Raw genomic sequence first — 13374 nt, 5'->3', positions numbered from 1 at the left:
TAAAAAGCAAGGGAGATGATAAATTTATTTACCATCTCCCTTAGCTATAGTTTCAATCTAGTCAAGTCAATCTAGAAAGCACTAGTGCGACTTAAATACCAACACCCTATTGTTCCTTGAGTCAGTAATAAACAGATTATCTTTATAACCAAAGATTCCTGTTGGAGAACCTAAAGTAGACGCACTGGGTAGTTCATCGGTATCATTAACTCCATTTTGGTTAGAATCATTATAAGCAGATTTCACAAAATCACTTTGCCCCAAGACAGAATCCGCAGCAGCATAATTTTCTTCAGGCCACTGATTCCAAATTAACACTCGGTTATTCTCCGTATCAGTTACGAATAGCTGAATTCCATTTGACCAAATTCCAAACCATGGATAACGTAAATCTTTCTCCGTTGCATCATCCGGCCATTCCTCAGCACCAAAATTTTCCTGCCCGAGTACAACATCTGCCGCAACATAGTTTTCTGTGGGGAATTCATTCCAGAGCAAAATTCGATTGTTTTCAGAGTCTAAAATTGCAAGCTTATCTCCATCACTCCAAACTGCACTAGGGTAAGCAAGAGTTTGAGCTGTTGGCCCCCCACTATTACCATCCAAACTGGTATTAGCAGAGCAGCTCTCCATTGTAGGCTGACCAATAACTAAGCTTGCAATTGTATTATCTTCTGTAGGAATACTATTCCAAACCAACGCGCGAGAGTTAACTTCATCTACCGCTATAATTTTCCCGTCAACTAAAATGGCAGATACTGGTGTATTAAAGCTATTACACCCATCGTCTCCCTCGCCCCATGGTCCTAAAACCACTTCAGGGGCTGCCGCCCCCTCCATAGGGATTTGATTATAAAGCGAAATCCGTCTTTCCCCCTTTATCTGAGAAACAACTAACTTACCGTCATTAATACTAGCTTGAACTGGCCATTGAAGCGTCTTTCTATCATTAGATGAATCGGAGCTATCCAGGCTATCGACACCTAGAGCAAAATCAGCAGAAGCCCCGTTCGAGGAAGGTATTTCATTAAAGACCAAGACACGATTGTTTTCTCGATCCGTTATAAATAGTTTTCCATCAGAACTAACGGCAGGACTACCAATAGGAAAGTCTCCAATATTTTTAGCACTTAGCCCTGCGTCTATATCTGAAAAATTATCCTGGCCAATCACCACTGACGCCGGAGCAAAGTTCTCGAAATACATCGGCACAGTAAAACTACTATTTACTGTAGGAATGGGATTTCCTACTAAATCCATTACATCTACATTGATTGTGCGTTTCTGCCCGGCGATCCAGTATTCTTTTGGAGTAATAGTTAGCGTATCATTTTCAACGGCGGTAGCAGACCAAACAACCTTATAGTCATCTTCAAGTAAGATCCCACCTAATTGAAGACTATCTATATCCATAGTCTCAGAAAATTGCACTTCGAAAGAATCATTCTTTTCCAAGCGAATATTCTGCGGAAGTATACTATTTACAGTAGGGGCAATGCTCTCAACTTGATACTTGACAGCAATCTCCGTCATTTGATTACCAGCGCCGTCCTGGGCATTGATTACTAGGGATAGCTCTTCCCCTTCCCCCCAAACATCGTTCGGCCTCAATTCAAGTGAATCTTCACTAACTTGGTATAGTTCCCCAAATTCCTGCATAGAACCAGACAGTGAGATATCACCTAGCTCTACAGGTTCATCAAAATTCAGTAACACCCTGTCACCTTCTTCGATAGTACTGCCACCTGCAGGAATAAGGGTTAAAGTTGGTGCAGTAATATCACCTGTCTCTTCAGGAGATTTGCCTCCACTTGATCCTCCGTTACAACCGTATAGTGATGAGACAATAGCAAGGCAGAGAGTTGCTTTTAAAAACTGAACTTTCATTTCTTCCCCAAGAAAATATTTACTTATCAACACAGGAACATGCTAATTTATTTCTCACGAAGAAATGACACGTGAACAAGCAATTTATATCGATTGTCAGAAGTAACGCGTTTTATGGCGGAAATTGGCGCAAAACCTTAAGTAAATATTTCTAATTAGTACCAGTGCCTCACAACCATATTTGGCTTTTGGTGAAAGGATTTCTCCCAGAGTGAAAAGGAATTAATTTCAGCTCACTGATGTCAATCTAAGCGTGATCAACTCAAGACAATTGTTAGCGCTTGATTTCGCCACTATTAAAATGAGAGCAGCATTATCTACTACAGATCTATCACTTCAAATAACAGATCTAGAGTTTGCCTTACCGACAGAGAAGATATTTTAAATTACATTTATCACTGCCAAGCAAGAAAGGAAGCTATTTTTCATACACAACGTGTCTCTTACACACTGACTTTTCCCGAAACCTGAGCTATAAAAGAAAGATCTGTAGAATAGAAGTATATGGGGGATAACCACTTAATAACCTAGTCTCTGATCTGGCTATAGAAATCTGGAAGTTCTATATGATTTTTTCGGTCAGTGTTAATTGAGATAATACTAAAAGAAAAAACCAGGCAGCATACACTACCTGGCAGAGAAGGATTTGACTTGGTATCAAACGATCAGACCAAATTAAAGCTGTGCAATTTAAGCAAAGCATCGAAAATTTTAACAGGCCTCTACGGTATATGGAGATAAGCACAGGCTGACCTGCCAGTCAGAAAACTATCTACCCTTATAATTAAATCCACTAAGTAGTCTGTGGACTTTAGATCCGACTTACATTTATAGATAAAGAACCCTCGATAGGAGTTCACAACTCAATGTTTAAAGATTTATATCTTAAAAAATAACTGCCTCACAGAAAGAAAACTGCCAACCATATAGTGGCTTCATCTTTAGCTGTCTCCACCACCCGATGCCTCTGATTTGCCCTAATCAACAAGTTATCCCCCTTCCCCAGGTGGTGCCTCTCACCATTTTCCATTTCTATAACACCATAACCGGAAAGTACTAACACCCACTCATGCTCATCTTGATCATACCACCCTGTTTCAGGCGAGGACTGCCCGTAAGATATAATCCGCTCAACCCTGCAGCTTTTCCCCTCCAGCAAACTCTCAAAATGCTCCCTAGAGTGATCACCTGGTAGTTGAGTGAAAAAATTACCCATAAGTCTCCCCTAACATTAAATCGGTATGAAGAAATTCATAAAAATACAACTATACTAGGACTAACGGGCTCCACAATTGGGATTAATATAGAAAAAATACGCCAAATGAAATCAAAATGAGCCCGAGACCAGAAAATAGAATATTTTTTGCTAAACCATCAACATTGGCTCTTTGACGCCCCAAAAACACAAATCTCACATGAAATACAAAATAAATCATTCGAAACAAATATGAGCACCTATTAAACAATAATAGATACCAGATCACGATCTATAAAATACAAAGAACATATAATGACTATATATTTACATTCAGGGCTACATAAAACCGGCACTACAGCAATACAATGTTACGCCTATAAATATAGAAAGCTATTAAGAAGTAAAGGTATTTTATATCCCATTATTCATCGAAATTTAATTAGCATAGATAAGGGTCACCATCTTTTTGCACACTCATTTTCCGATCACCCTGAGAGCCCGCCTATATCAAGAGGAAAATTGCTAGCATATGATTGGAAGTCAAAGTCGAAGAAAAATAACCTTGATCTATTAATTAGCGCAGAGCCTATTTGTCGACATACTTACAAAACAAAAGATTGCTCCTGGATTGAGGCTCGGCACCATTATTTAGAACTACTCTCCAATACAATACCCCCAGAGCAAACCAAAATCATCTTAACCTTGCGCAGACAAGATAATTTTGCCCAGTCTCTCTACAAAGAACATATTATGAAAGGAGTATCTCCACTAGCGAAACTGTCATTCAAAGAGTTCCTATCAAAGATAGAGGGTAGAAACCTGAATTTTTATAAAAATATAGCAGCATTCAAAAATTTTTTTCCCGATATCAAAATAATTATTTACGAACAGTTATGTAATGGAGATCTACCAGTTAATTTTTTTCGCACTTTAGGAATCTCTGGCCTACCAAACTCAAACAAAATTATAAGGGAGAGCCTTTCAAATGAAGAGGCCGCTTTAAAGCAGATATTAAACCAGCAAATACACTCAAAATCTGAAAACGCAAAACTATTAAAATGGATAAAATCTAGCAATACACAAAACATAATCAAGCGAACACTACCAAGATCACCACACCTATGGAACTCTGATGAAGATAGAGCTAATTTTTTAGATCGATATTCACAGGAAAATAAAAAAATAAATGATGAGTTCCTCGAAGGAGGTGAAGAACTTTTTCCATCAAATCATACACTTCCCCCAAAAAAGCCTAACATTATCACGCTAAAACCATATTTAATTAAAACACTTCAAGCCCTTTCTAGTGATATTCAACAGTTACTGGGGGAATACCGCTTTAGAAAAATAATCAATGCTATAGAGCACTGATTGCCAAATCTGCTTAGAAGCCCTTTAATGAAAATCGCCAGCAACAAAGTATGCTACTGGCGCCTAACTATTTAGAGGATCTAAAGTGATGAATCACTTACCACTGATATGTCATTCCAAGAAAAACGCTCAGCACGATATACACTCGTATCATTGACTTTCATCTCCCAAACCGTCTCTGCAGTCTGATCGCCGACGACTTCAACAATATATGCATCTCTATTGTTGCCGGTACTAGCACTGGATGGACCGCCCGCGCAAAGTAGAATATTCCCACCAGGAAGTTCATCTACATCCCCTAAAGAATTGGTGTACTTTGGTGCAACGTACTCCCAAGTTTGCACTGCCACCATTTCCTCTGTGTTCAAAGAGAATTTCACTGCGCGGCTATTATAGATCTCACCACTGTATTCGGACTCATTCCTATTATCGTAAATCAGAATGTCTCCGTCTGACGCAAGCATAGCTGCATGCTGAGAAGCCATCCAGGTGCCAGCTTGCAATGAAAATAATTTCTCAAGAAATCCCTCGGAAGCATCCAAATCCCTACCCATAATCCAGTTTACTTCGCCACTATTATGATCAATATTGACCACCCAGCTTTGAGAGCGACTTGACAGTAAAATCGAATTATCATAAGAAATATAGTGTAATGAGTTAGAGTGAGTCCAATCCAGCGCACCATTGCTCGCTTCTCGACTGGCTAACTCACCGGGGAAACGCTGAGTATCGAGATGATCGAATGCAGACCATTCCCATACAGTATTGCCCTGCCCATCCACTTCAAGAATCGCATCTCCTTTTATCAATTGACCATCAATTGTTTCATAGGCGTTTGTTAATACCAGTAGGTTTCCATTTTCAAGAAGAATTGCATCGTGGTGATAGGCTGGCAGCTCAAATGATTGCAGCGTTTCACCAGCAAAGGAGATAATCCTTGCTTCCTGATCCAACAGCAACATTAAATTACCATCCTGTAAATTGCGCACTACCGGTGCTCCGGTGAGAGGAATGTCTCCGTGGAGGTACCAAACAACCTCACCCTCTTCATCGAATCCCCAAAAGGTATTATCCCTGTCACCTGAAGGTGCAAAAATAGTTACACCTCCTTCGCTTTGCTCTGTAAATGTAGTTACCTCAACTGGGGGAGCGCCTTCAGGTAACGAACCAGTCTTGAAAGAAATAGTCGAGCTCTGCACAACGTCTCCACTTTCCAGCATTGCCAGTGCAGTAAAACGGTAAGTGGTATCGGACCTTAAACCTACTAGGGTCATATCATGCTCTGTGCCCCAATCGGTATAATTTGTTCGCCGACGGTCAGTTACTGCCGAATTGATCCTGATCGCCACTCGCGATTCACTGCTAGTCGATACTTGTGCATTAACCATTAAACTATTTAGTGGATGCATCGAAAGGGTTAATTCTACTTCGTCATCCAAAGCAAGCAGAGCTTCATTCGCTTGCTCTACCTCAACACTCACGCCCGGATTGCTGTAAAGCATTACAAAAAATACTAGAAAAGATATGGGTAACGTCGATCTTCCAGTCATAGCCAAATCCTATTTAATAAATAATAAAAATAATCATCTCTACCCTGGTATTTCATTTTCAGGGGAGCTTCCAATAATCAGCTATCACATAACGCAAAAAGAGTGGATTCGTTTACTTGGTTTTCAAACCAGAAAGAAATATTTTGAGCGATCCCGAAAAGAAAATTTCTTTATTAAATTTTCTAATGCGCAAAGGCCTGCACAACAAATATGAGAAATGGGATAAATGTGGATAACGGTATAGTTGCGACACTTACTAAGATGAAATAAATAACAATAACTTTTGAAAGCTATTTCTATTATTCTGGTGTGATTCAAGAACGCTGGAAATTGACTTGCAAGTTACGGTAGATAACTCATAAAACCTTAGCAACTAAGACAAAATTCCTCAAAATCACTAACAACTAGAAGAGCATCCTCTAAGAGAACCTCAGTATATTCCTTTTTGTTGTCACCAGCCCTTAAGACCCACCTTACCATCCCTTGGACTTGTAGTGGTTCATACCGCCGCAGTACCAACCCGCAGCCGAGGCCGAGTATACGGTTATCTGCTTTGGGGAAATCACCAGCTATGGACTTGTCCCTGTAGAAGGGCAGAAATACTTGCCCTAAGACAAACTGTAGCTGGATTCAAAATCCACGGTTGTTTACACGGCCCACTGGTAGTAGAGAGGTGTGTAATGCATAGCCGATCTTCGCTGCAAAATCATCAATCCATTTCCACGAAACAGAAGGGATCTCTACGCAAAAAATCATCATTCGCCGCTGCCGTAGTGATTGTGGGATCAGCAATTCTTGCCCCACTAACCTATGCCGTGGATTATTCCAATTCCCGCTATAACTCACGATACAGCGCTCAACATGGACATGGAAACTACGGAGCACACTCCAGGTATAGCAGGGACTACCGAGCAAATTCACGGCATAGCAGGAATTACAGATCGCACTCAAGGCACAACCGGGACTACAGAGCACACCCCCGATACAACAGAAATTACAGGGCGCATTCCCGTTACAATAGGAATTATCGGGCTCACTCCAGATACGGAACACATTCCAGATACGCGGCGAATCCACGGCATAGCCGCCATATGTGGTTTAAATCCAATATTCAGGGAACACCGCGTATTGTGATCGACCTCAGTGATCAAATGGCATACTTCTATAAGGGCGGGCGCCTGGCCGGTATGTCCCCGGTATCTACCGGCAAACCCGGACACCGCACACCTACCGGTAACTTCCGTATTTCACAGAAGAAATACAGCCATCGATCAAATCTGTACGGTCACTACATCAGCCCACGGGGCTATGTAATGCGCAGCAATGTGGATGTGCGCCGCCACCGCAAACCTGCAGGTTCTCGATTCCGCGGGGCATCTATGGATTACATGATGCGTATCAATGGCCCCGTTACCATGCATGCTGGTCACGTCCCGGGATATCCCGCCTCTCATGGCTGTATTCGTATCCCCTGGCATATGGCTAAGATTTTTTATGCCCACGCCAAGGTTGGTACCAAAGTGTCCGTGGTGCCTTGAATTGGAAGTAACAGGTAAATTTTTACCAACCATAAAAAAGGCGGACTATTTAGTCCGCCTTTTTTAATTAGGAAGCCTCGGCCTCTTTTCTCTTTGTTAAATCCATACGGGTAAAATAATCGTGAGCCGCTCGATTAACATGCCTCGCCAGTAATAAAGTAGACACCATTGTTGGAATCGCCATTACTGCATACATCCCGATGATGATGCTGTTTACGGCACTTAAAGAAGCCACCGCACCCAATATAATCAGGACCATGTAGAGTCCGGTATAAAGACCCTGCCAGCGGCCACCGAAAAGAAAAACATAGCATTTCATGCCGTAATACCAGCAGGTAACGATAGTGCTGAAAGCCAGCGGAAGGACCATTAGCAGTAGCAAAATTGAGCCGAACTGCCCAAACACCTGAGAAAATGCCTGTGCAGTCAGGGTAACGCCAGCAATATCCCCTTCCTGCTGCCAAGCGCCAGTCAGTAGTATCACCAGGGCAGTACAAGTGCAGATAACCAGTGTGTCTACAATGGGGCCCAGCATGGCAACCACGCCTTCTCGAACTGGCTCACGGGTTTTAGCTGCACCATGGGCCAAAGACTCTGTGCCTATACCCGCCTCATTAGAAAATGCGCCCCGGCTCACCCCTACTGTGATGACCGAACCCAGAGTACCTCCAGCAATAGCTTGACCGCTGAAAGCATCCGAGAAAATTAGCGCAAATGCTGCCGGTACCTGCTCCCAGAAGCTGGCAATTACCACAAGGGTCATGCCCAGATAAAATAGCACCATGCCCGGCACTACTCTTGCGGAGAATTTACCGATACGCTGGATACGACCGGCTATAACATAGGCCGATGCAACAGCAATTAATAAGCCAATAACAAAATCAAAAGTGAATGAACCTCCGGGCGCTACCCAACCCAAGGGCTCAGCAAAAGACTCGCGCAATAGCTGCGTGGTTTGATTGGACTGAAACACCGGCAACATACCGCAGAGTCCCGCCACGGCAAACAGTACTGCGAGCGGCATCCAGCGTCGGCCCAACCCCTCGCGAATAACATACATGGGACCACCTTGCAGTTCCCCGGAGGCATCGCGACCGCGAAACATCACCGCCAGCGTTGCTGTATAGAACTTGGTAGCCACCCCCACCAGGGCGGTTACCCACATCCAGAAAATCGCCCCAGGTCCACCAATCGTAATTGCGATGGCAACCCCGGAAATATTGCCCAACCCTAGGGTTCCCGACAGCGCTGTGGAGAGTGCTTGGCTGTGATTCACTTGGCCAGGGTCATTGGGGTCATCGTATCGACCACTTAAAAGCCCAATACTGTGCCCAAGATGGCGATAGGGACGGCCACGAGAATAGATTAATAGCGCGAGGCCTCCACCAACGAGTAGCACTAATAAGGGGGGACCCCAGACAAAACTGGCAAAAGCCTCTAATGCCTGATCAATAGCAGGGAATATCGACATAATTTAATTCATTTCCGGTGAGATCCGCCCAGTCTAGGTACGCTCACACCAGACTGTCAAAATGCCTCCATAAAACTACGCAGCCCCAGAAATGCGAAAAATTTGGGAAAACCTGGAATCCCGGCAATAAAAAAGCCCCAAAGAGGGGCTTTTCTAACGATCTTTTACAACTTCTTATCAAGCTGTAGTAGTTGCCTTTAATGCGGGCTCGGGTTCTGAACTCTCCCTCACAAGCGCCACCGATATAGCGCCAAGCAACATACACACCCCCGCCAATACAATGATGTAAATTGCCTGGTTTTCGAAAACTGTTTTCAATATCAAGCCAGCTACCAGGGCGGAAACAATCTGTGGTGCGGCGATAGTGAAATTAAAAATCCCCATATAAACACCGGTCTTATCCGCCGGCAGCGAGTCGGAGAGGATCGCATAGGGCATCGCCAGAATAGCGGCCCAGGCAATGCCCACACCCACCATCGGTAGCAATAATCCCAGGGCGCCACTGGGTACGGAAACTTCTGTAATCAACAGATTCACCTGTGTGGGATCACCCCCCTGGAAGAACAGGAAGCTGATGTATCCCAAACCGCCCAGTGCCAGCGATAGGGAGTAAGTGAGCTTACGCCCCAGCACCTGAGACAAACGGGCCAGGACAATGGAGAAGATCGCTGCGAACAGGGAGTAAGCAGCAAAAATAATTCCTACCCAGTCACCGGCAGCACCCTTGGCAGCAGCGATATGTGCGGGAATTTCTTGGACACTTTCCAGATAGGCGGGATCAAACCACTTGGCTTCCACTCCCCAAACGTGCTGAGTGATCGCAGGCGTGGTGTAAACCCACATAATAAACAGGGCAAACCAGGAGAAGAATTGCACCAGGGCCAGCTGGCGCATGGTGCGCGGCATTTTAATTAGCAGCTGGAAAAAACCGATCAAGCGCTTTGCCAGTGGGGCTTTTTGCTGTCTCTCCCGCTCAAGTTGCGCGGAGTCGAGACCTTTATAGGCGTTGTACTGCTCCGGCGGATACTCCTTGGTGCGCAGCACAGTCCACAACACACTACCCAGCAGCACTGTGGCTCCGATATAGAAAGCCCATATAACGGAGGGCGCCACCTCTCCCGCACGGGCAGTATTTTCCAGACCAATCACATTAGTCAGGATGAATGGCAACATGGAGCCGAAGATGGCGCCAATGTTAATCAGCAAAGACTGTATCGAGTAACCCAGGGTGCGCTGCTCTGATGGCACCATGTCGGATACCAGAGCGCGGAAAGGCTGCATGGTCACGTTAAAGGCCGCGTCCATCAGGGCCAACATAACGCCGCCAAAGATAATGGGGGCCACTATCGCCACCACAATCCCGGCATTGGGCATAAACGCCATCCCCAGGGCTGCGGCGATGGCTCCAAAAAGAATAAAGGGGTTGCGGCGACCAAAGCGACTCCAGGTCCGGTCCGAAGCTGAACCCACGATCGGCTGTACAATAAGCCCCATGAGCGGCGCCACTATCCAGAACAGGGACAGGGAGTGAAGGTCCGCCCCCAGATCAGACAAGATTCTACTGGCATTGGCATTTTGCAGGGAAAAGCCAAATTGCACCCCGAGAAAACCGAGACTGACATTCCACACCTGCCAAAAGGGCAAGCGCGGTTGCTGGGCTTGCGGCGCAACGGCGCTGCTTGCTGATTGGGTCATAGAGGTCACCGCATCACTAGTTATGCTTATTCTGCCATTCTCACACGCACTCCCGGAGCATCCATCCTCCCCCATAGGGGGGGATGCGGGCCAGATCCTTCGCTTTAGGATAAACTCAGGCCCATGCGTATACGCCGGGCCAACACGAAACTGTGAATCCTAATCAAGCAACTGAAGTCCCGCGCGATGATCCTAAAATTCCCACTCCTGCGCTTGGTGTGCCTCGCAGCTACACTCTGCCTGAGCGCTCAATCCCTGGCCGCTGAACAGCGCAACTACCGCGATCACACCATGAGCGAAGACTCACTAACTGTACAGACGAGTGAGGGCGAGGTCACCCTCTCCCCGGTTGGTCCGTCAGCGCTATCGGTGCACTATCGCCGCGAAGGCCTGAAGCAGTTGCCCTCATTCGCGTTAGCCACCAATTCTGCCGGCCGATCCGAGACGACGCTGGAGCAACAAGGGGACAAGCTCGTTTACCGCACTGGCTCGCTTACTGCGGTCATCCACAAGTCTCCCTTCCGAATCGAGTACTTGCGCGGTAGCGAACAAATCCTGAGTGAAGAGAGTGGTTTCTTTGCCACCGAGACGATACGCGGATTCCGTTTCGCACTGTCGCCAGAGGAAAAACTGCTGGGCGGCGGAGAGCGGGTTATGGGGATGGACCGTCGCGGTCAACGCCTGCCTCTGTATAACCGTGCCCATTACGGATACACCACCGAATCCAACCAGATGTATTTTTCCCTGCCAGCAGTACTGTCCAGCAACAAATACATTCTGCTGTTCGACAACTCTGCCACCGGCACCCTGGATCTGGGCGCAAACGAAGAAGATATCCTGCAATTTGAAGCCGTCGCCGGGCGCACCGCTTACATCGTGGTAGCCGGTGAGACTTATCCACACTTGCTGGAAAATTATGTATCTACCACTGGCAAACAGCCCCTGCCACCCCGTTGGGCCCTGGGTAACTTCGCCTCCCGCTTTGGCTATCACAGCGAAGCTGAAGTCCGCGCAACCGTGGATAAGTTTGCCGAAGAAGATTTCCCCCTGGACGCCCTGGTGTTAGACCTCTACTGGTTTGGCCCAGATATCAAAGGTCATATGGGCAATCTTGCCTGGGACAAGGAAGCCTTTCCCGAACCAGAAAAGATGATGGCCGACCTTAAAAAACGCGGCATCAATACCATCCTGGTGACCGAGCCTTTTGTCCTCTCCACCTCCGAACGCTGGCAGGAAGCCGTGGCAAATAATGCCCTGGCCAAAAACCTGGCCGGAGAACCCAAACGTTTTGATTTCTACTTCGGCAATACCGGCCTGATCGACGTCTTCTCCGAAGATGGCCGCGACTGGTTCTGGAATATTTACGACGGATTATTGGAACAGGGCGTAGCCGGCTGGTGGGGCGACTTGGGTGAACCGGAAGTTCACCCCTCCGATACCGTTCACGCAATCGGTATGGCCGATGAAATCCACAACGCCTTCGGCCACGCCTGGGCGCAATTACTGCACGAACGCCAAACGGCAAAGCACCCTGAACGCCGCCCCTTTATTATGATGCGCGCCGGTTTTGCCGGCTCTCAACGCTACGGCATGATCCCCTGGACCGGCGACGTCGCTCGGGAATGGGGTGGCTTACAGCCCCAGGTGGAATTGGCTTTGAGTATGGGCTTACTGGGCTTTGGCTACACCCATTCAGACCTGGGTGGCTTTGCCGGCGGTGAGAAATTTGACCGCGAACTCTACATCCGCTGGTTACAGTACGGCGTATTCCAACCAGTTTATCGCCCGCACGCCCAGGAGCATATTGCTTCTGAACCGGTTTTCCACGATCGCCGCACCCGCGATATCCTGCGCGAGTATGTAAAACTGCGCTATCGCCTGCTGCCCTACAACTACACCCTCGCCTTCGAAAACAGCCAGACCGGTATGCCACTGATGCGCCCACTGTTTTTCGAAAACGAAAGTGATCTGTCCCTACTGGACTACAAGGATGCCTACCTGTGGGGTCAGGATTTCCTCGTTGCCCCAGTCGTGGAAGAAGATGTGGATGAGGTCGCGGTAAAACTGCCCGGCGGCACCTGGTTCGATTACTGGACTGATGAACAATATTCTGGCGATCAGGCCCAGGTAGAAGTAGACCTAAAAACTATTCCTGTGCTGGTGCGGGCCGGCGCCATTATTCCCACCATTGACGATGTCCACAGCAGTCGTGATTACTCCAGTAAAAACCTGACCCTGGACTACTACGCGCACCCATCAGCAGCAGAGTCCGAGCGCTATGTTTATGAAGATGATGGCGCTACTGCGCAGGCTTTTGAAAAAGGCAAATACGAGAAGCTGCATTTCTCAGCTGAAAACAAACAGCAGGGTTTAACCTTCGCCTTTAATCGAGAAGGAGACGGTTATACCGGTATGCCGGAATCCCGCAAGGTCAATTTAAAGATCCACAACTGGCAACAAGTGCCTGCGCAGCTCGATATTAGCGGCGAATCCCTGCCTATTTTCGACAGTGAAAAAGACTTTTCTCAGGCATCCCGTGGGACCTGGTACAACAAGCGCAAGCAGCAACTGCTGGTTAAATTTGACTGGCACAAAGAACCGCTGGATTTAGTGCTCAAAAATCAATAATTCAGCAAACCGCTGTTCACTGACAAAAAAATTTAA

The 13374-nt window shown here is 46.4% G+C and carries 10 protein-coding genes; 5 read left to right on the top strand and 5 right to left on the bottom strand.

Annotated elements, in window-relative coordinates; translation table 11 throughout:
• Positions 1-81 precede the first annotated feature (81 nt).
• Together ACJJIN_RS20260 and ACJJIN_RS20255 are read right to left on the bottom strand one after the other, a co-directional pair.
• On the bottom strand, positions 82-1887 hold the full coding sequence (locus ACJJIN_RS20260) for an Ig-like domain-containing protein (protein ID WP_444895953.1): 1806 nt from the start codon (positions 1885-1887) through the stop codon (positions 82-84).
• A gap of 901 nt (positions 1888-2788) precedes the next feature.
• Entirely contained in the window at positions 2789-3103 is a 315-nt protein-coding gene (locus ACJJIN_RS20255; protein ID WP_444895952.1) for a cupin domain-containing protein, read from the bottom strand.
• 294 nt (positions 3104-3397) lie between these two features.
• On the opposite strand from ACJJIN_RS20255, the gene ACJJIN_RS20250 reads away from it, so the two are divergent.
• On the top strand, positions 3398-4456 hold the full coding sequence (locus ACJJIN_RS20250) for a hypothetical protein (protein ID WP_444895951.1): 1059 nt from the start codon (positions 3398-3400) through the stop codon (positions 4454-4456).
• A gap of 80 nt (positions 4457-4536) precedes the next feature.
• Here ACJJIN_RS20250 and ACJJIN_RS20245 read toward each other — a convergent pair whose 3' ends face one another.
• Positions 4537-5958 (bottom strand): aryl-sulfate sulfotransferase, encoded by a 1422-nt coding sequence (locus ACJJIN_RS20245; protein WP_444895950.1) that lies wholly within the window; start codon positions 5956-5958, stop codon positions 4537-4539.
• A gap of 22 nt (positions 5959-5980) precedes the next feature.
• Here ACJJIN_RS20245 and ACJJIN_RS20240 point away from each other — a divergent pair, with 22 nt between their 5' ends.
• From ACJJIN_RS20240 to ACJJIN_RS20230, 3 genes are all read left to right on the top strand, one after another.
• Positions 5981-6220: a hypothetical protein gene (locus ACJJIN_RS20240; RefSeq protein ID WP_444895949.1), complete on the top strand. Its 240-nt coding sequence runs from the start codon at positions 5981-5983 to the stop codon at positions 6218-6220.
• 596 nt (positions 6221-6816) lie between these two features.
• Positions 6817-7140, top strand: a complete 324-nt coding sequence (locus ACJJIN_RS20235) for a hypothetical protein (RefSeq protein ID WP_444895948.1) — start codon at positions 6817-6819, stop codon at positions 7138-7140.
• Positions 7098-7544 (top strand): L,D-transpeptidase family protein, encoded by a 447-nt coding sequence (locus tag ACJJIN_RS20230; RefSeq protein ID WP_238152069.1) that lies wholly within the window; start codon positions 7098-7100, stop codon positions 7542-7544. The genes ACJJIN_RS20235 and ACJJIN_RS20230 overlap by 43 nt, the downstream gene beginning before the upstream one ends.
• 67 nt (positions 7545-7611) lie before the next feature.
• Here the strand turns inward: ACJJIN_RS20230 and ACJJIN_RS20225 are convergent, their stop codons facing one another.
• Together ACJJIN_RS20225 and ACJJIN_RS20220 are read right to left on the bottom strand one after the other, a co-directional pair.
• Entirely contained in the window at positions 7612-9015 is a 1404-nt protein-coding gene (locus tag ACJJIN_RS20225) for an alanine/glycine:cation symporter family protein (RefSeq protein ID WP_444895947.1), read from the bottom strand.
• A 177-nt stretch (positions 9016-9192) separates the two neighbouring features.
• Positions 9193-10710, bottom strand: coding sequence for an MFS transporter (locus tag ACJJIN_RS20220; RefSeq protein WP_444895946.1), 1518 nt, complete (start codon positions 10708-10710; stop codon positions 9193-9195).
• A 186-nt stretch (positions 10711-10896) separates the two neighbouring features.
• On the opposite strand from ACJJIN_RS20220, the gene ACJJIN_RS20215 reads away from it, so the two are divergent.
• Positions 10897-13338, top strand: coding sequence for a TIM-barrel domain-containing protein (locus ACJJIN_RS20215; protein WP_444895945.1), 2442 nt, complete (start codon positions 10897-10899; stop codon positions 13336-13338).
• The last annotated feature ends 36 nt before the right edge of the window (positions 13339-13374 follow it).

The organism is Microbulbifer maximicatervae (SeqCode) (genome assembly GCF_052467505.1).
The sequence above is the reverse complement of the archived record's forward strand: the minus strand, read 5'-3'. Positions and strand labels throughout refer to the sequence as shown.

Coding starts and splice junctions, on each gene's coding strand:
- ACJJIN_RS20260 (WP_444895953.1), bottom strand. CDS start 1,887: ATGAAAGTTCAGTTTTTAAAAGCAACTCTCTGCCTTGCTATTGTCTCA.
- ACJJIN_RS20255 (WP_444895952.1), bottom strand. CDS start 3,103: ATGGGTAATTTTTTCACTCAACTACCAGGTGATCACTCTAGGGAGCAT.
- ACJJIN_RS20250 (WP_444895951.1), top strand. CDS start 3,398: ATGACTATATATTTACATTCAGGGCTACATAAAACCGGCACTACAGCA.
- ACJJIN_RS20245 (WP_444895950.1), bottom strand. CDS start 5,958: ATGCTTTACAGCAATCCGGGCGTGAGTGTTGAGGTAGAGCAAGCGAAT.
- ACJJIN_RS20240 (WP_444895949.1), top strand. CDS start 5,981: ATGGGTAACGTCGATCTTCCAGTCATAGCCAAATCCTATTTAATAAAT.
- ACJJIN_RS20235 (WP_444895948.1), top strand. CDS start 6,817: ATGCCGTGGATTATTCCAATTCCCGCTATAACTCACGATACAGCGCTC.
- ACJJIN_RS20230 (WP_238152069.1), top strand. CDS start 7,098: ATGTGGTTTAAATCCAATATTCAGGGAACACCGCGTATTGTGATCGAC.
- ACJJIN_RS20225 (WP_444895947.1), bottom strand. CDS start 9,015: ATGTCGATATTCCCTGCTATTGATCAGGCATTAGAGGCTTTTGCCAGT.
- ACJJIN_RS20220 (WP_444895946.1), bottom strand. CDS start 10,710: ATGACCCAATCAGCAAGCAGCGCCGTTGCGCCGCAAGCCCAGCAACCG.
- ACJJIN_RS20215 (WP_444895945.1), top strand. CDS start 10,897: ATGATCCTAAAATTCCCACTCCTGCGCTTGGTGTGCCTCGCAGCTACA.